The following is a 16,663-nucleotide window of genomic DNA, read 5'->3' on the forward strand; positions in this document are numbered from 1 at the left end:
CTTAATCCCCCAGGTTTATCGGGTGAGCCCTCACTTTAATTGAAGATAAAGATACGATTATATTTTAGAAATAAAAAGCCCCGCTATTCTTTCGAACAGCGAGGCCTTTTGGAAGCGAGCGGAAGACGGGACTCGAACCCGCGACCCTAACCTTGGCAAGGTTATGCTCTACCAACTGAGCTACTTCCGCATTTAAATTAGATCGTACTCGAAGCGGGACTTGAACCCGCACAGCCGCAATGGCCAAAGGATTTTAAGTCCTTCGTGTCTACCGATTCCACCATTCGAGCATCCACCTCTTCTCTAAGAGTTGAGCGGAAGACGGGACTCGAACCCGCGACCCTAACCTTGGCAAGGTTATGCTCTACCAACTGAGCTACTTCCGCATTGTTTGTTTCTCTTTTGCGAGTGCAAAGGTAGTACAAATATTTATACTACCAAACATTTTCGGTGAAAAATTTAATTATGGATGTAAATTTTATTACCGTTTGTATCGACGACATATTGTTTGAGGGCTTGTTTCTCCTCAGCGCAAGGTCCTTCCACCGGATTGCCGTTTCCATATGATATGTCAAATTTACTACCACACTTCGGGCAGATCGCATACATACCTGATTCATCAATTTCTACAATGGTATTACTCGAAGCCTCATGAGGACAGGCAGTGTCAAAAGCGAAAAATGCATCGGGTAAACCATGATAAACCAAAACTCCACCAAAACCGGTCTGCTCATTGGCTTGATCTACGTTTTTGGGTGTATAGATTTTATAGGCCAATATTGCCTTTAATGCTTTATCTTGATAAGTCAGATCTAGTTCCAGATAGACCGCACGATAGGGAATGCGAGTCTCTATCGTATCTGCGCAAGATAATAGCGTAAACAAGATCAAAAGTGGAAATATCCGTCTTATCTTATCCATGGACCAATTTCTTTTCAGCCTCGTTCATCCGTTCGAAAGAGAAAGAACCTATCACGCTACGCATCATGGTGGCGATTGGTTCGTTACATAGATTACCGATACTGCCTTCGTGTGTATGGTTAACGCTCTTCGAAGGAACGAATTTACCGGCCTCGATATCCAAACCTACTTGCTTATAAGCGTCACGGAAAGGCATTCCGGCCAAGACACGGCGGTTCACTTCTTCCACGCTAAACAATAGAGAATATTTATCATCGTCCAATATATGCTCGTTCACTTTCACCTCACGCATCATATGAGTTACCATGCGTAAGCAATCCTTCAGCTCGTCGAAAGCCGGTAGGAAGACTTCCTTGATGATCTGGAGATCCCGGAAGTAACCGGAAGGAAGATTATTGCTGATCAAGATGATTTGCTGAGGCAAGCCTTGAAGCTTATTGCATTTGGCACGTGTCAACTCAAATACATCCGGATTCTTCTTATGCGGCATGATACTGGAGCCGGTCGTGAACTGATCCGGCAGTTTGATGAAGCCAAAGTTCTGGCTATTGAACATACAAGCGTCGAACGCTAACTTGGAGAGCGTAGCGGCGATACCCGCCATAGCGAAAGCCACGGTGCGTTCCATCTTGCCACGTCCCATCTGGGCGTATACCACATTGTAGTCCAGCGAGTCGAAACCTAATAAATCCGTAGTCATCTGGCGGTTTAGCGGGAAGGATGAACCATATCCGGCGGCGGAACCCAGCGGGTTACGGTTGCAAATACGGTATGCGGCTTGCATAAGTTGCAAATCATCTACCAAGCTCTCCGCGTAAGCGCCGAACCAAAGTCCGAACGAAGAGGGCATAGCTACCTGTAGATGCGTATATCCGGGAAGCAGTACATCCTTGTACCGGTTACTCTGGGAGATCAAAACGTCGAACAAGCCGGAAACCAACTCAACCAATTCTTGTATTTGCGAACGGGTGAAAAGTTTCAGATCCAATAGAACCTGATCATTGCGGGAACGCCCGCTATGGATCTTCTTGCCCATATCGCCCAAACGGCGTGTAAGCATGAGTTCCACCTGCGAGTGCACATCCTCGATGCCTTCCTCGATGATGAATTCTCCACGATCCGCTACGGCGTATATATTCCGTAATTCTGCTAATAAGACGTTTAGTTCCTCTTTGGTCAATAAACCGATACTTTCCAGCATCGTGATATGCGCCATAGAGCCTAATACGTCATATTTAGCGAGGTAAAGATCCATCTCACGGTCCTTACCTACCGTGAAGATATCTACTTCATGATCTACCTGTACATTTTTTTCCCAAAGTTTCTGAGCCATAATGAAAAAGGAATTAATAAGGCAAGGAGGCGATAACGGTCGAGATTTTATCCACAGCCTCTTGCAAAGGTTTCGATACCATTGGTTTCAAGAACGGATTCAGATCGGCACGAACCGTGATTTTTAACCGTGTGTCGTCCTCGGCCACCTGTTTCAATTGTATCCACAAGAAAAGGGGAACAGGAGAGTTGGTCGTCGTGAACTTGATTAATTTATTCGGCTCTCTTTCTACGATCTGGAAGGTAATCTTACCAACGGGATCGACAGCGAAACTACAGGTATCGCTGTCGAACTCAAAATTTTTTATTTTATCTTGCGGGATGCGATCCTTGATACGTTCCAAGTTGGAAAGATCGGACAACATCGTGAAGATACGTTCATCATTGTGTGGGATCTGTTTGACCTCACTCACAAATTCTTCAGTCATTGAGTGTCTTTTTGTTTATTACTTATTTCGGGTCCCAGTTAGCCGGATCTTTACGCCATTCCTGAAGAACCGCGATCTCAGACTCATCGATGTAATGCGTACGGACAGCTTCTTCCAAGACAGCGTCGTAGTTACTCAATGTAGTCAATGTTACTTTAGCGTCTTTGAAAGCGGCTTCCGCTACAGGGAATCCATAGGTAAAGATAGCTACCATACCCGCAACATCGCAACCAAAGTTACGTACAGCTTGTACGGCTTTCAAGCTACTACCTCCGGTAGATACCAAATCCTCGATGATCACTACTTTAGAACCCGGTTTCAATTCTCCCTCGATAAGGTTTTCCAATCCATGATCCTTTGGCGTAGAGCGGATGTATACGAATGGCAATCCTAATAAATCGGCTACTAAAGCACCTTGAGCGATCGCGCCTGTAGCAACACCGGCAATGGCATCTACGTTCTCGAATTTTTCACTAATCACACGAGCCAACTCCAATTTAATGAAGCTACGAACGACCGGATAAGAAAGAGTCTTTCGGTTGTCATTGTAGATCGGAGATTTCCAGCCGGATGCCCAAGTAAACGGATTGGCCGGTTGCAACTTTACGGCTTTAATCTTTAATAATTTTTCTGCTACTAAACTTTCCAGTGTTTTCATACAATCCTATATTTATATCAGTCTGCAAAAATAGATAAACTGAATGACATTACCTTGAATATCGTACGTTAATTTTTTATTAATATTTATGCGACAGATAGGGCTAAAATGCTGATGCGTATGCCCGGAATCCCTGATAAAGCCTTTGCGCAAGCGGAAATCGTGGCTCCGGTTGTGATCACGTCGTCTATGAGCAGGATATGTTTGTTTTTTAAGCTTTCCGGATGAATGACATTAAAAATAGAACATACATTTAACCAGCGGTCGTAAATGGCCTTACGAGTTTGGGTGCTTGTGTGGGTGGTGCGGGCCAGACTTTGCGTATCGATGGGGATATCCCATATGGAACGGATGCCGGAGGCGATCCATTCGGACTGGTTGTAACCTCTTTGCCGTTTTTTGCGGGGATGCAGGGGAACGGGGATAAGGAGGTCTACGGTACATATCGGGCTGTGATCCGCTTGGAGCTCTCTCGCTATCTGTCGTCCGAGTAGATAGCCCAGCTCTTTATTATCATGGTATTTGAGCGAGTGTATCAGGCTTTGTACTTTTCCGCCTTTCTCGTATCGTAGATAAGCGGTGGCGTATTCGATCCGGTTCTGTCCGATAAAAAGTTGCTCGACGGGGTTGTTCACCAGTTGATGATATCCCGTGTGCGGCAGGTCGCATAGGCATTTCAGGCAAATTTGTTCTTCTCCCTCGACGAGTGGTCGTTTACATATTTTACATAAGTTTGGGAAAAACAGGTTGAGCAGATTATTCCATGTCGTCGGCATAATCCTCGCAGTCTGTTCCTTTGAATAATTGGCTTAGGCAATCCAACGTGATCCGGCTTTCGAAACCTCGTCCGGCGGCGAAACGGAGTAACTTGTTGAATAGGTCCCGCTCGTCTTTTCCTTTGGTCGATTTCTTTTTGCTTTTTAGTAAATCGAGTAAGATGGAGCGGTATTCTCCCTCGTCGATGGCGGCGAGCGATTCTTCCCGGATCGGGGAGGGGATGTTTTTCTTATAAAGCTCGTAGCCTATTTTTACCCGTCCCCATTTATTGAACCGTAGCTTATCGTTCACGAAGAAACGGGTGTAACGGGATTCGTCGATAAACCGCTCTTTCAGCAAGCGGGCGATGATACGCTCGGAGGCGTCGGGAGGAAGTCCGGCGGCATCGATCTTTTTCTGTACGTCTTGTATGCAGCGTTCGGCGGTGGAGCAATAGGCGGCTGCCCGGTGCAACATCTCGGGTTCGGTTATCTCTTTCATATTTTTGCTTTTACGATACGGTCTTTTCCGTATAAATCTTGTATTAATTCGACTTCGGTGTAATTCTCTTGACGTAGCATCGCTACGGTCTCTTTTCCGCAAAGGGCGTTGATCTCGAAGTAAAGATGCCCGCCTTCCACCAAATGCCTTTGTCCGAAGCGGGCGATGGCCCGGTAAAAGAGAAGCGGATCGTCATCGGGAACGAACAAGGCCATGTGAGGCTCGTTCTCCAAAACGTTCGCTTCCATGGTCGCTTTCTCCTTATTCATTATATAAGGAGGGTTGCTGACGATGCAATTGAAGTTGCCTATAGGAGAAACAGCGGTTTCTTCCGTATGGGATTTTGGTTTCATGTACGTGAAACTTTTGTTTTCCTTACGTGAAACTTTAGTTTTCCTTACGTGAAACTTTAGTTTTCCTTGCATGAAACTGGGATAACCTTCGGAAAGGATATCCAATTCGAGAAAAGATACGGAAACTTGATTCAGTCGGGCGTTCTCCTCGGCCATGGCGAGCGCTTCGGGTGATATATCCACCGCCGCTACCTCTGCCTTCGGAAGATGTTTCGCCAAGGAAATAGCGATACAGCCGCTTCCCGTACCAATATCTAATATACGAGGGGCTTGGCCTTGGTAGTCCGTGATGATCCGCTCGACCAACTCGGCGGTTTCCGGGCGGGGAATCAATACGTCCGGCGTCACCTTAAACTCCATCCCGTAAAAATCCGCTATGCCTAATAAGTATTGTATGGGCTTGTATAAACGCAGTCCTTCTACAATCTCCTTGATTTTAAATTTCTCCGTATCAGATAATTCTTTACCTTTGCCTAACAGGAGTTGATGGGTAGAAAGACCGCAAACACGTTCCATGATGAGCCGGACGAGCGCTTGGGCTTCGCCGGGAGGATAAATATCTTTGAGGGAATTTCGGATGTAGGCGATGGTCTCAGTCATATCTTACTCTTGTTTTATCGCGAAAGTAGTGTAAAAACCGTTTATATGCAAAGATTATGGTAGAGGTTGAAGAGAAATACATGGCTCGTTGCATCGAGTTGGCCAAAGGAGGGAGGGGAAATGTCAGTCCGAATCCGATGGTTGGTGCGGTGGTTGTGCATAAGGGCCGTATTATCGGTGAGGGATTTCACAGGAAATGTGGGGAGGCGCATGCCGAGGTGAATGCTATCGCTTCCGTGAAAGACGAGTCTTTGTTGAAAGACAGTACGATTTATGTGAGTCTGGAGCCTTGCTCTCATTATGGGAAGACGCCTCCTTGCGCCGAGTTGATTATCCGGAAAGGGATTCCACGGGTGGTGGTCGGTTGCTTGGATCCTTTTCCCGAGGTGTCGGGGCGAGGCGTGCGGATGTTGCGTGAGGCTGGTGTCGAGGTCGTCACAGGCGTGATGGAGGAAGAAGCCCGTGCGTTGAACAAGGCGTTTATGACGCTACAAACGAAAGGCCGTCCTTATATTATCTTGAAATGGGCGCAGAGCGAGGATGGGTTTATCGATCGTTTGCGTACGGACGTGTCGGAGCCGGTCACGGTTTTGTCTTCTCCGGAGACTTCACGCTTGGTGCATAAACTTCGCTCGGAGGTGGCGGCTATCATGGTCGGTACACGGACCGCTTTATTGGATAATCCTTCATTGAACGTGCGCCATTGGTCCGGTAATTCTCCGGTTAGGGTCGTATTGGATCGCCGGCTCGTTATTCCCGATTCTTATCGGTTGCTGAATGGTTTCTCACGTACATTAATATTTACGGAGAAGGAAGTGGAAAACCGAGAGAACATGGAGTATATCCGGATAGATTTCGAGGGCCCGGTGATCCGGCAAGTGCTAGATCATCTTGCTGCCCGGAAGTTGGATTCCTTATTGGTGGAAGGTGGGGCCCAGTTGATTAATTCTTTCGTGGAAGCGGATGTGTGGGACGAGGCGAGGGTGGAAACAGCTCCGGTTCGCCTGTATCAAGGGGTGCATGTGCCGATGCTTGGAAAGGAGGCTGTTAGCGGCATCTCTAGACGTTCTGTTATGAGCATTAAAAATCATAACTATGAAATTTTAAATCATAACGATGAGTTCGAAAAATCATAACTATGAATTTTAAGGCTCATATAATCAACTAAAATATTATAAATATTAGCAGGTATTAGGGTGAAAGCAAAAAATGTTTCTACTTTTGTGCCTTTATATGCGACAAACTTATGTTTTTGATGAAAAATAAATTAGTACTATTTATAACAGGTTGTTTTGCGTTAGTGCTGTCTTCTTGTTTGAAGTCAGATGAAATCGTTGGTGTAGAAGCTATTAAGAATTGCCAGATACATACTTTTTCATTAAGTCATGATTCTGTGTCGGGGTTGGATACTGTGAAGTTTACGATAGACCAGCTAACGGGACGGATTTTTAATATAGACTCTTTACCTTTTGGTACGAAGATCGAGAAAGTGGTTTGTAAGATTGGGTTCGCTAATTCTTCAGTGATAGGTGGCGTGGAGGCTAGTCCCGAGGCTTATCCCGATTCCACTTATTATTTAAGTAGTTTGTCGGATTCCATCGATTTCTCCGCTCCGGTAAAGTTCGTGGTTCATGCGTATGACCAAGTCACGACAAAAGTCTATATGGCGCAGGTGAATATCCATCAAGTGGTTCCGGACTCTATGGTTTGGAGTATGTACGCGAATCCTATGATTGGCATTACCGTGAAGGATCAGAAGGTGGTAACCTACGATTATAATGGATCGGAGAATTACTTTATGTATGTGAAACCCGCCGAGTCCGGTAAACCTTACCAATTATATTACGCTTCGGTAAGTGCGCCTAAGGGCTGGCAGTCATTATCCTTGGCCGGTCTGCCTTCCGATGGGCTTTTGATCTCCCAGATTACTGAGTATAACAATGCTTTATATGTGCCGGCTACAAATGGCACATTATATAGATCCGAGGATGGCTTGACTTGGAGCGCTGTAGAGAACGCCCCTTCCGTGAAATACGTTTTGGGTAGCGTGAAGCAGGGCACGAAACAGCCTTCCGCCTTAGCTACGATCGTGGATCAGGAAGGAAAGCTAGCGTTCTATGCGATGAACGAATCCATGGAGTGGATCGCCGGAGATGCGGTGGCTAGCGGATTCCCTGTTACCGGATTTAGCAATCTCCAATATGCCGCAATGTATCATGAGTACTTGATGACCGCCGGCGGACGTACTGCGGACAACCAAGTGGTTAATACGACTTGGGCGACCATGGATGGTATCTCTTGGGCGTTGATGGCTTCCGGTGACGCAAACTTCACGAAGCGTGAGGGAGCGATGATCACGAATTATGACGATAAGTTTTTCTTGATCGGAGGTATCGACGCTTCGAACAAGGCATTGAAAGATATGTATCAATCGATAGATTATGGTATTTCTTGGTCGTTGATCGACTCGATGGTGGTGTTACCGACCGACTATGCGGCGAGAGGCTTTTCCTCAATTATTGTGGATAAAGAGAATTTCGTGAACATTTTCGGAGGAAAGACCAGCACTGGTTCCAATGACTTGAACCAACTTTGGAGAGGCCGTATCAATCGTTTGATCCCGAAGGAATAGAAAAGTTCGATAGGAGATGTATAATTTTATGAGGCTTTTAGCGTTAGAAAAAGAAGTGTGGTATATATAACAGCAAGGCTTATGACTTCAACTTTTTTTCAGCGGCTTCTCATAATCATCCTATTAGCGGGTACGGTCCCTACGCTTTGGGCGCAGGAATATAAGTACGAGATCGGTGGTATGGCTGGTGGCGCCTTTTATATGGGCGACGCCAACAAGAATACGATATTTAAAGGAATGAATCCGGCGGTGGGAGCCGTGTTCCGGTATAACATCAACTTTCGTTGGGCCTTGAAAGCCAACTTGATGTGGGGACAGGTTTCCGGTAAGACCGAAGGTATGGAGAACGTTTTTCCGAATAATGCCCAAACCTCTTTCAACCGTAGTATCATGGAGTTGGGGGGACAGGCAGAGTTCAATTTTTTCCCGTATAGCGATAAGTTCGACTATGCGGGGGCGAAGCGTTTCTCTCCTTATGTCTTGGTGGGCATAGGGCTGACGGTGGCTCCGGGTGGCGGGAAGACTTTCGCCAGCCCGAATATTCCTTTAGGCGTGGGCATGAAATATAAGATCAAGAACCGCCTTAATTTAGGGTGCGAGTTCTCGTTTCGTAAGTTATTTGGCGATGGCCTAGAGGGAAAGGACATGTTGGACGATCCGTATGGTGTTAAGGGTAGCGCTCTTAAGAATAAAGATTGGTACTCTTTCTTGTTGTTGTCTGTTACATGGGATTTCGGCCCGAGGTGTCGTACTTGTAACAATGCGAAAAATATAAGTGAATATTAGTAAGATAAAAAATGTCGTTGATTGAGAAAATAGACAAGAATCGCTTGCCACGGCACGTGGCAATTATTATGGACGGGAACGGACGTTGGGCCAAGGCGAAGGGGAAAGACCGTAGCTTCGGGCATCAGGAAGGCGTTGTTTCGGTCCGTAAGATTATGGATGCGGTCACTCAACTCGGATTGAAATATCTGACGTTGTACACTTTCTCTACCGAGAACTGGAATCGTCCGGAAGAAGAGGTCCAAGCGCTGATGAGCTTGCTGGTCTCTGCCATTCACCGGGAGACTCCGGACATGATGAAGAAAAACGTTCGCCTTACCGCCATAGGCGATCTTTCCCGTTTGCGTGAGGATGCTTATAATACATTGCAAGAATGTATCGATACGACTTCGGCGAATACGGGAACCACACTTGTTTTGGCGCTTAGTTATTCTTCCCGGTGGGAGATCACCAGAGCGGCTAGGCAACTCGCCCAAGAGGTCTTGGAACAGAAAATAAACCCCAATGATATAACCGAGGCTATGGTCTCGGACCACTTGACGACCAAAAATATCCCCGATCCCGATCTTTTGATACGGACCGGAGGAGAGAAACGCATCAGTAACTTCTTGCTATGGCAGTTGTCATATGCTGAATTCTTCTTTACGGATGTGTTTTGGCCGGATTTCAGAGAAGAAGAGTTGTATGAGGCTATATTGTATTACCAGCAACGTGAGCGTCGTTTCGGTAAGACAAGTGAGCAATTAATCTTATAAACAATAGCTGTTATATGTACAAAAGAATAGTGCTGTTTTTTATTTGCTTGGGTTTCGCTTGCGGTGCGTTTGCCCAAGAAATAGACACTACCCAAGTTGAGGCGCCGGCAGAAGTGCCGGTCATTTCGTACTCGTTAGCTCCGAAGAAATACAAGATTGCGGATATAAAGATTACGGGTATCAAGAATTATGATGATTTTGTGTTGATCGGCTTCTCGGGCTTGTCGGTAGGCGATGAGATTACCGTACCGGGAGAGGAGATCACTACAGCAGTGAAGCGTTTTTGGAAACATGGCTTGTTTTCGGATGTGAAGATTTTGGCAACGAAGATCGAGGGCGACCAGATTTGGCTGGAGATCCAGCTGAAGCAGCGTCCGCGTATCTCGCAAGTCAATTACCACGGGATCAAGAAAGGCGAGCGTGAGGACTTGGAGGCGAAGCTGGGTTTGAAGAAAGGTTTTCAGGTGACACCGAACGTCATGGACCGTGCCAAGATCGTGATCCAGAAGTTCTTCGATGGCAAAGGCTTTAAGAACGTGGATGTCGAGATCGAGCAAAAGGACGATCCCGCGAATGAAGGCGAGGTGATCGTGGATATCAATATCGATAAGAATGAAAAGACCAAGATCCATCGTATCTATTTTGAGGGTAACGAAAAACTGACTGCCCGGGAGTTGAAGAAGGCGATGAAGAAGACGAACGAGAAGTTCAGCTTGCCGAACGACTGGAAAACCAGTATCATGGAGATGTTCAGCACGAAGAAGTTCACGACTGAGGAATATGAGAACGATAAGAAAAATATAATCGCTAAATATAACGAGCATGGTTATCGCGACGCCGTATTATTGTCCGATAGCGTGGCGAACTTTAACGAGAAGAAGGTAGATATCTTCTTGAAAGTGGATGAAGGTGAGAAATACTATTTGAAAGATATTCGCTTCGTGGGTAATACGCAATATTCTACGGACTATTTGATGGCCGTGTTGGGTATGAAACCGGGCGAGGTGTATAATCAAAAGAAATTGAACGAACGTTTGAGTACGGATGATGATGCCGTTTCGAATGTCTATTTTAATAACGGTTATTTGTTCTTCAACGCCGATCCGGTAGAGGTGGATGTAGCGAATGACTCTATCTCGTTAGAGATCCGTATCCAAGAGGGTCCGCAGGCGACGATCAACCGTATTATCATTAATGGTAATGACCGTTTGTATGAGGATATCGTTCGCCGTGAGTTGCGTACCAAGCCGGGTATGTTGTTCAGCCGTGATGACTTGATGCGTTCCGTTCGTGAGTTGGCCCAGATGGGACACTTTGACCCAGAAAACATGAATCCGGTGCCGCTGCCTGATCCTGAGAATGGAACCGTGGATATTGAGTATAACTTGGTTTCCAAGGCGAATGACCAGATCGAGTTCTCCGCAGGTTGGGGACAGACGGGTGTGATCGGTAAGTTAAGTTTGAAGTTTACGAACTTCTCTATGAAGAACTTCTTGAACCCGAAAACCTATAAGGGCATCATCCCGCAAGGTGAGGGACAGACATTGACTTTGAGCGGCCAGACGAATGGGCGTTACTATCAGGCTTACAGCATCTCCTTCATGGATCCTTGGTTCGGCGGTAAACGACCGAATACATTGTCTGTCAGCGCTTATTTCTCAAAGCAAACCGATATCAGTAGCAATTACTTGACCAATTCCGGTTATGGTTATGGCTATCCGGGCTATGGCTATGGTTATCCCGGTTATTATGGGGGCGGTTATGGCTATGGTAGCAACTATTACGGCAACTATGGTTACAATAATAGTTATGAGTATGCTTACGACCCGGATAAGTCTATCATGATGTTCGGTTTAGCGGCCGGTTATGGTAAACGCTTGAATTGGCCGGATGACTACTTCCAGTTCATGGCGACGTTGAACTATCAGCTGTATATGATGCATGATTGGGACTATTTCTTGGTTAATAACGGAAATTGCCATAATATCAACTTGGAGTTGATGTTGCAACGTAACTCTATCGATAATCCGTTGTATACTCGTAAGGGTTCACAATTCATGTTGTCTGTAGCTGCTACGCCTCCTTACTCTTTATTCGATGGTAAGGATTATGCGTCGATGTCAAGCTCAGACCCGGATAAGTATAAATTCATCGAGTATCATAAATGGAAGTTCAAAGCGAAGATCTTCTCTCCGTTGGCTCCGTTGACCGTGAAACGTACGCCGGTATTGATGACCCGTGTTGAGTATGGTTTCTTAGGTACTTATAATAAAAATAAGAAGTCTCCGTTCGAGACCTTCTATATGGGTGGTGACGGTATGAGTGGTTACTCCAGTACCTATGCTCAGGAAACGATCGGTTTGAGAGGTTATGAGAATGGTAGTATCGCCGGTAATGGTGGTTACAACTCTTATGGATACGCTTATTCTCGTTTGGCTATGGAGTTGAGATATCCGTTCTTGCTGGAGCCTTCCTCTACGATCTACGGATTGGTATTTGTGGAGGCTGGTAACGCTTGGACTGATTTGAAGAATTTTAATCCGTTTAACTTGAAACGCTCCGCCGGTGTCGGTGTCCGTATATTCTTGCCGATGATCGGTTTGATGGGACTCGACTGGGCTTATGGTTTCGACGAGCCGAATTATGGATCTAATGGTAAACGTAGCGGTAGTAACCTGCACTTTATCATCGGACAGGAATTCTAAAATATAGATCGGGTATAGCTTCGTATGTAGAGACGGGGCGTGTTCCGTATGTGGAGACGGGGCACGCCCCGTCTCTACATTTAAATAAATACTTTTAACGAATATTGGTAGGCTGTAAGTAAACCCTCTGTTATATTTGCAGTCATAAAGTAGAACTATAAATAAAGAGAGTATGAAAAAGATTATCACATTGAGCTGTCTGATGTTGCTTTGTTCTTTTGCCGGCATGGCACAGAAGTTCGCTTTAATCGACATGGAATATATATTGAAGAATATTCCGGCTTACGAAATGACCAATGAGCAGTTGAGCCAAGTTTCCAAGAAATGGCAAAATGAGGTGGAAGCGATTCAGCAAGAAGCTCAGAATATGTATAAGAATTATCAGAGCGATCTGGTATTCCTCTCCGCCGAGATGAAAACGAAACGTGAGGAAGAGATCGTGAAGAAAGAGCAAGAGGCGCAAGATCTGAAACGTAAATATTTCGGTCCTGAGGGTGAGTTATATAAGAAACGCGAGAGTTTGATGAAACCGATTCAAGACGAGGTGTATAATGCGGTGAAAGAAATCTCGGAAGACAAGGGATATCAAATTGTTTGGGATCGAGCTTCAGCTATGAGCATTATTTTCGCTTCTCCGAAGATCGATATCAGTAATGAAGTGCTGATTAAGTTAGGATATTCAAAATAAATGCTTACATTTGTGCGCTTTATGCATGAAAAGTGTGAAAGCTTGATTAATAACAAAGTAATTATATAGTAAAAATGAAGAAACTTATTGTTTTATTGTTGATGATTCTCCCGTTGGGAGCTATCGCTCAGGAAGTTAAAATTGCGTTTGTAAAAACTCAAGAGGTGTTTATGGCTATGCCGGAGGTATCTGGTATGGAAAAACAAATGGCAGACTTGAATGAGAAATATAGAGTTGAATTGAAGCAAATGCAAGATGAATACCAAAAGAAATATTCAGACTTCGTAGCGCAGCAAGATTCATTAACAGAAAATATCAAGTTGAGAAGAATGCAAGAGATTCAAGATATCCAAGAACGTATGGATAACTTCGTTCAGGTAGCTCAGCAAGACGTACAAAAGAAACAACAAGAATTATTGCAACCGATCCAACAGAAGTTGCACGAGGCTATCCAGAAGGTAGGCGAGGAGAAGGGATATACGTATATCATCGATCCGGCAGCTTTGCTTTATACGGGTACTAACGCAGTAGACGCAACTCCGTTTGTTCGTACGAAACTCGGTTTGTAATTAGCGAGAAAATTTATTCTATAGAATAAAAGAGGGGGTGTTTTCCGAAAGGATTGCACCCTTTGTACTTTATAAAAGAAGGTTTCTGATATGTTTCCACAAACTCCCGGTCCGATCGGTCTTTTTGATTCAGGTTATGGCGGACTTACGATTTTCGATAAGATCCATCAGTTGATGCCCGGTTATGATTACGTTTATCTGGGCGATAACGCACGTTCTCCTTATGGAACCCGTTCGTTCGAGGTTGTTTATCAATTTACCCGTCAGGCGGTATCGCGCTTGTTTGAGTCGGGTTGCCAATTGGTGATCTTGGCTTGTAATACGGCATCGGCGAAAGCGCTTCGTACGATCCAACAAAAAGACTTGCCTACATGGGATCCCAATCGTCGTGTATTGGGAGTCATCCGTCCTACAGTTGAGTTAGTGGATACAATCAGCCGTACCAAACATATCGGTATCGTAGGTACGAGCGGTACGATTACGTCCAATTCTTATACGATCGAGATCGGCAGGATGTACCCACATATCCAAGTGACAGGCGAGGCTTGCCCCATGTGGGTTCCTTTGGTGGAGAATAATGAGTTTAATTCTCCGGGAGCGGATTATTTCGTGAAAAAGCATATCGACCATCTATTATCCGTAGATCCGCAAATCGATACGCTTATCTTGGGATGTACTCACTATCCCCTTTTGATGGATAAGATCCGTGCTTTTCTTCCTTCCGGCATCACTCTATTCTCGCAAGGCGAGCATGTAGCGGAGAGTTTGCGAGATTATTTAGGGCGTCACCCGGAAATGGATCGTAAACTCACGAAGGGAGGAAGTTGCCGTTTTCTTACCACGGAGTCGGCAGAGAAGTTTTCTGAGGCGGCCTCTATCTTCATGAATACTCCGGTCTCGGTTTCCCAGATCGAGCTATAACGCCCCTAGGCCCTATGAGGGAGATGTATATGAACGCTATTTATACTTCCCTCCTTCCTTATGAATACTTGAAAGATATCGGATGAATTCATTTGAATATCTAGTATAATTCTACAGATCACGCCGTGGTCTGTAGAGTTCACGTCGTGGTTTGTATAGTTCACGTTGTGGTCTGTACAGACCATGACGTGAATTAGAAAATAAAACAAGGAGCGAGAACGTATAGGTATAGAAAGAAATAGGTATAATACCTTATCCTATCTTAAATTCTTGCCGGATGTCTGCCTTCTACGGAAAAGTTAGATGCTTTCTTATTGGATGCTCTTTCCGAAAGGAGCCAAGGCTAAAGCTGCCATCTTAAAATGTTGCATGCCGAAAGGGATGCCGATGATCGTGATACATAGCAAAAGGCCGAATCCCAGATGCGTAAGGCAAATCCAAAAGCCTCCGACGAATATCCAGATCACATTCATGATAAGTGACAGGCATCCTCCGGAATTCCCCTCGTCTACGACACGGCTGCCAAAAGGCCATAAAGCCAGTATCGCTAATTTTAAGGTCTGGAGGCCAAAAGGTATACCAATGATCGTTATCATTAGTATTAGGCTGGATATCAGATATTCTACACTTGTTATAATCCCTCCGAAGAGTAACCATATTATATTCCCCAAGAATTTCATACGCTAGTTATTTAAATGGTTGATACTATCTTTCTCATATATAACAGATGCTTTACTAACTGTGGCTACATGAAAGCTATCTATTTCCGCCAAGATTTGCCGCTTAACGAAAGCGAAACTATCCCTGTAGGCCGGTTTCACCGGTTCAGAAGGGGGAGCTTCCATTTTTAGCGGATCGATAGGTTGCCCGTTTTTGTGGACACGGAAGTCTAGGTGCGGCCCGGTAGAGAGTCCGGTGGAGCCTACATAAGCGATTTCTTGGCCTTGTTGCACATGGCTGCCTACTTGGATTCCTTTGGCGAAGCGGCTTAAGTGCATATAAGTCGTGGTGTATACGGAGTTATGTTTCACTTTCAGGAAATTGCCCCCGCCGTTTTGATATCCCTTGGCGATAACCGTACCAGCTCCGATGCTGCGTACCGGTGTACCGGTCGGTGCCGCGTAATCAACCCCATGATGCGCCCGGTATCGTTTGAGGATCGGGTGGAAACGGGCGTTCGTAAAACGGGATGTGATCCGGAAAAAGTCCAGCGGTGCTTTCAGGAACGCCTTGCGAAGGCTGTTCCCTTCCTCATCAAAGTATTCGAAGATACTGTCTTGGGTGAAAGGAATCGCCACGAAATCCTTGCCTTGATGCGTAAAGATAGCCCCCTCGATAGAGGCGATGCTCAAGGCGGTGGTATCGTCGATGTAAGCCTCATTGTATAGAACCTTGAAAGAGTCTCCATCCTTGATGTCAAAGAAATCGATTTGCCAAGCGTACACGTCCGATATCTTGATCGCCAGATACGGATCACCTCCGTTGGCCTTGATCACGTTCCATAGGGAAGAGTTTAATACTCCTTCCGTATATTTTTTCTTGAGGGTGATCGGCTTATTAAATTCATAGGCGTTGATCGTATCTCCGGTCAAGTCGATTACGGCATAATCGGTCAGCGACTTGGCGAAGGCGATATATCGGATCGTCTCTAAGGAATCTACCGTGGAAAATGTGTAATAATGCATGCCGGCTCGCAGTTTCGTCGGATCGAGGACATGGGTGGATGCCCTGCTGATACTGTCTGCTTTCAAGGCCGAGAAGCCCAGCCCAGAGAAGATGGAGGCGGGATTATCCCCGTTTTTCATCAAATACTCTTTTACGTCCAAGGAATCGATACAGATGCCGTATTGATACAGATGTTGTGAGCTATCCACCCACTGCGTATCCATGTCCGCATCTTCCGTGGGCTGTTGGGGCTGTTTGCAGGAGAAACAACTCATCAACATGGCTAATACGATACATATAGGTAGTTTCTTGTCCATTTGTCTTCGTTTGTTCATCAAAAATTATTCAACCGGATACAAACTTACGGAAAATAATAGAAATAGCGAAACCTAT

General features: G+C 45.4%; 17 protein-coding genes and 3 tRNA genes. 8 read left to right on the top strand and 12 right to left on the bottom strand.

Annotation, left to right across the window (positions count from 1 at the left end; translation table 11 throughout):
- Positions 1–117: 117 nt before the first annotated feature.
- The 10 genes from DWX84_RS06835 to DWX84_RS06880 form a co-directional block, all read right to left on the bottom strand.
- Positions 118–190 (bottom strand) — tRNA-Gly (locus DWX84_RS06835).
- A gap of 15 nt (positions 191–205) precedes the next feature.
- Positions 206–290: transfer RNA gene (locus DWX84_RS06840), tRNA-Leu, on the bottom strand.
- A gap of 23 nt (positions 291–313) precedes the next feature.
- Positions 314–386, bottom strand: a tRNA-Gly gene (locus tag DWX84_RS06845).
- Between the two features lie 73 nt (positions 387–459).
- Positions 460–921 (bottom strand): (2Fe-2S)-binding protein, encoded by a 462-nt coding sequence (locus tag DWX84_RS06850; protein WP_044545206.1) that lies wholly within the window; start codon positions 919–921, stop codon positions 460–462.
- Positions 914–2,254 (bottom strand): argininosuccinate lyase, encoded by a 1,341-nt coding sequence (argH, locus tag DWX84_RS06855; RefSeq protein WP_044545207.1) that lies wholly within the window; start codon positions 2,252–2,254, stop codon positions 914–916. Before argH ends, DWX84_RS06850 begins: the two co-directional genes overlap by 8 nt.
- A 13-nt stretch (positions 2,255–2,267) precedes the next feature.
- Positions 2,268–2,681: a polyketide cyclase gene (locus tag DWX84_RS06860; RefSeq protein ID WP_005858994.1), complete on the bottom strand. Its 414-nt coding sequence runs from the start codon at positions 2,679–2,681 to the stop codon at positions 2,268–2,270.
- Between the two features lie 22 nt (positions 2,682–2,703).
- Positions 2,704–3,339, bottom strand: a complete 636-nt coding sequence (gene pyrE / locus DWX84_RS06865) for an orotate phosphoribosyltransferase (protein ID WP_005858992.1) — start codon at positions 3,337–3,339, stop codon at positions 2,704–2,706.
- An 86-nt stretch (positions 3,340–3,425) separates the two neighbouring features.
- A complete protein-coding gene (locus tag DWX84_RS06870; RefSeq protein WP_048928131.1) occupies positions 3,426–4,115 on the bottom strand; it encodes a ComF family protein in 690 nt (229 codons plus the stop codon).
- A complete protein-coding gene (locus DWX84_RS06875; RefSeq protein WP_044545209.1) occupies positions 4,096–4,596 on the bottom strand; it encodes a regulatory protein RecX in 501 nt (166 codons plus the stop codon). Before DWX84_RS06875 ends, DWX84_RS06870 begins: the two co-directional genes overlap by 20 nt.
- Positions 4,593–5,549: a HemK/PrmC family methyltransferase gene (locus tag DWX84_RS06880; RefSeq protein ID WP_044545210.1), complete on the bottom strand. Its 957-nt coding sequence runs from the start codon at positions 5,547–5,549 to the stop codon at positions 4,593–4,595. Before DWX84_RS06880 ends, DWX84_RS06875 begins: the two co-directional genes overlap by 4 nt.
- Before the next feature lie 56 nt (positions 5,550–5,605).
- Here DWX84_RS06880 and ribD point away from each other — a divergent pair, with 56 nt between their 5' ends.
- From ribD to murI, 8 genes are all read left to right on the top strand, one after another.
- Positions 5,606–6,685, top strand: a complete 1,080-nt coding sequence (gene ribD / locus DWX84_RS06885; RefSeq protein WP_048928132.1) for a bifunctional diaminohydroxyphosphoribosylaminopyrimidine deaminase/5-amino-6-(5-phosphoribosylamino)uracil reductase RibD — start codon at positions 5,606–5,608, stop codon at positions 6,683–6,685.
- 119 nt (positions 6,686–6,804) lie between these two features.
- Complete coding sequence (locus DWX84_RS06890; RefSeq protein ID WP_005867894.1) at positions 6,805–8,181, top strand: DUF6242 domain-containing protein; 1,377 nt, start codon at positions 6,805–6,807, stop codon at positions 8,179–8,181.
- Between the two features lie 81 nt (positions 8,182–8,262).
- A complete protein-coding gene (locus DWX84_RS06895; protein WP_008772658.1) occupies positions 8,263–8,967 on the top strand; it encodes a DUF6089 family protein in 705 nt (234 codons plus the stop codon).
- Between the two features lie 11 nt (positions 8,968–8,978).
- Positions 8,979–9,722, top strand: coding sequence for an isoprenyl transferase (locus DWX84_RS06900; protein WP_005858978.1), 744 nt, complete (start codon positions 8,979–8,981; stop codon positions 9,720–9,722).
- A gap of 14 nt (positions 9,723–9,736) precedes the next feature.
- On the top strand, positions 9,737–12,427 hold the full coding sequence (gene bamA, locus DWX84_RS06905; protein WP_005867898.1) for an outer membrane protein assembly factor BamA: 2,691 nt from the start codon (positions 9,737–9,739) through the stop codon (positions 12,425–12,427).
- Positions 12,428–12,599: 172 nt separating this feature from the next.
- Positions 12,600–13,115, top strand: coding sequence for an OmpH family outer membrane protein (locus tag DWX84_RS06910; RefSeq protein ID WP_005858974.1), 516 nt, complete (start codon positions 12,600–12,602; stop codon positions 13,113–13,115).
- A 74-nt stretch (positions 13,116–13,189) separates the two neighbouring features.
- Positions 13,190–13,684, top strand: a complete 495-nt coding sequence (locus DWX84_RS06915) for an OmpH family outer membrane protein (RefSeq protein ID WP_005858972.1) — start codon at positions 13,190–13,192, stop codon at positions 13,682–13,684.
- Between the two features lie 90 nt (positions 13,685–13,774).
- On the top strand, positions 13,775–14,605 hold the full coding sequence (murI, locus tag DWX84_RS06920; protein ID WP_005867900.1) for a glutamate racemase: 831 nt from the start codon (positions 13,775–13,777) through the stop codon (positions 14,603–14,605).
- A 311-nt stretch (positions 14,606–14,916) separates the two neighbouring features.
- On the opposite strand, the gene DWX84_RS06925 is transcribed toward murI, so the two are convergent.
- Positions 14,917–15,285, bottom strand: coding sequence for a YccF domain-containing protein (locus DWX84_RS06925; protein WP_005858967.1), 369 nt, complete (start codon positions 15,283–15,285; stop codon positions 14,917–14,919).
- Between the two features lie 3 nt (positions 15,286–15,288).
- Entirely contained in the window at positions 15,289–16,605 is a 1,317-nt protein-coding gene (locus DWX84_RS06930) for a M23 family metallopeptidase (RefSeq protein ID WP_241679011.1), read from the bottom strand.
- Between the last annotated feature and the right edge of the window lie 58 nt (positions 16,606–16,663).

Origin of the sequence: Parabacteroides sp. AF21-43 (assembly GCF_003635435.1) — a bacterium.
Taxonomy (GTDB): Bacteria; Bacteroidota; Bacteroidia; order Bacteroidales; family Tannerellaceae; genus Parabacteroides; species Parabacteroides distasonis.

Excerpts from the sequence above, each read along its gene's own strand:
- DWX84_RS06900 (WP_005858978.1), top strand. The coding sequence starts at position 8,979 with ATGTCGTTGATTGAGAAAATAGACAAGAATCGCTTGCCACGGCACGTG.
- DWX84_RS06895 (WP_008772658.1), top strand. The coding sequence starts at position 8,263 with ATGACTTCAACTTTTTTTCAGCGGCTTCTCATAATCATCCTATTAGCG.
- DWX84_RS06860 (WP_005858994.1), bottom strand. The coding sequence starts at position 2,681 with ATGACTGAAGAATTTGTGAGTGAGGTCAAACAGATCCCACACAATGAT.
- DWX84_RS06930 (WP_241679011.1), bottom strand. The coding sequence starts at position 16,605 with ATGAACAAACGAAGACAAATGGACAAGAAACTACCTATATGTATCGTA.
- DWX84_RS06850 (WP_044545206.1), bottom strand. The coding sequence starts at position 921 with ATGGATAAGATAAGACGGATATTTCCACTTTTGATCTTGTTTACGCTA.
- DWX84_RS06925 (WP_005858967.1), bottom strand. The coding sequence starts at position 15,285 with ATGAAATTCTTGGGGAATATAATATGGTTACTCTTCGGAGGGATTATA.
- DWX84_RS06880 (WP_044545210.1), bottom strand. The coding sequence starts at position 5,549 with ATGACTGAGACCATCGCCTACATCCGAAATTCCCTCAAAGATATTTAT.
- pyrE (WP_005858992.1), bottom strand. The coding sequence starts at position 3,339 with ATGAAAACACTGGAAAGTTTAGTAGCAGAAAAATTATTAAAGATTAAA.
- argH (WP_044545207.1), bottom strand. The coding sequence starts at position 2,254 with ATGGCTCAGAAACTTTGGGAAAAAAATGTACAGGTAGATCATGAAGTA.
- DWX84_RS06910 (WP_005858974.1), top strand. The coding sequence starts at position 12,600 with ATGAAAAAGATTATCACATTGAGCTGTCTGATGTTGCTTTGTTCTTTT.
- bamA (WP_005867898.1), top strand. The coding sequence starts at position 9,737 with ATGTACAAAAGAATAGTGCTGTTTTTTATTTGCTTGGGTTTCGCTTGC.
- ribD (WP_048928132.1), top strand. The coding sequence starts at position 5,606 with ATGGTAGAGGTTGAAGAGAAATACATGGCTCGTTGCATCGAGTTGGCC.
- DWX84_RS06875 (WP_044545209.1), bottom strand. The coding sequence starts at position 4,596 with ATGAAAGAGATAACCGAACCCGAGATGTTGCACCGGGCAGCCGCCTAT.
- murI (WP_005867900.1), top strand. The coding sequence starts at position 13,775 with ATGTTTCCACAAACTCCCGGTCCGATCGGTCTTTTTGATTCAGGTTAT.
- DWX84_RS06870 (WP_048928131.1), bottom strand. The coding sequence starts at position 4,115 with ATGCCGACGACATGGAATAATCTGCTCAACCTGTTTTTCCCAAACTTA.
- DWX84_RS06890 (WP_005867894.1), top strand. The coding sequence starts at position 6,805 with ATGAAAAATAAATTAGTACTATTTATAACAGGTTGTTTTGCGTTAGTG.
- DWX84_RS06915 (WP_005858972.1), top strand. The coding sequence starts at position 13,190 with ATGAAGAAACTTATTGTTTTATTGTTGATGATTCTCCCGTTGGGAGCT.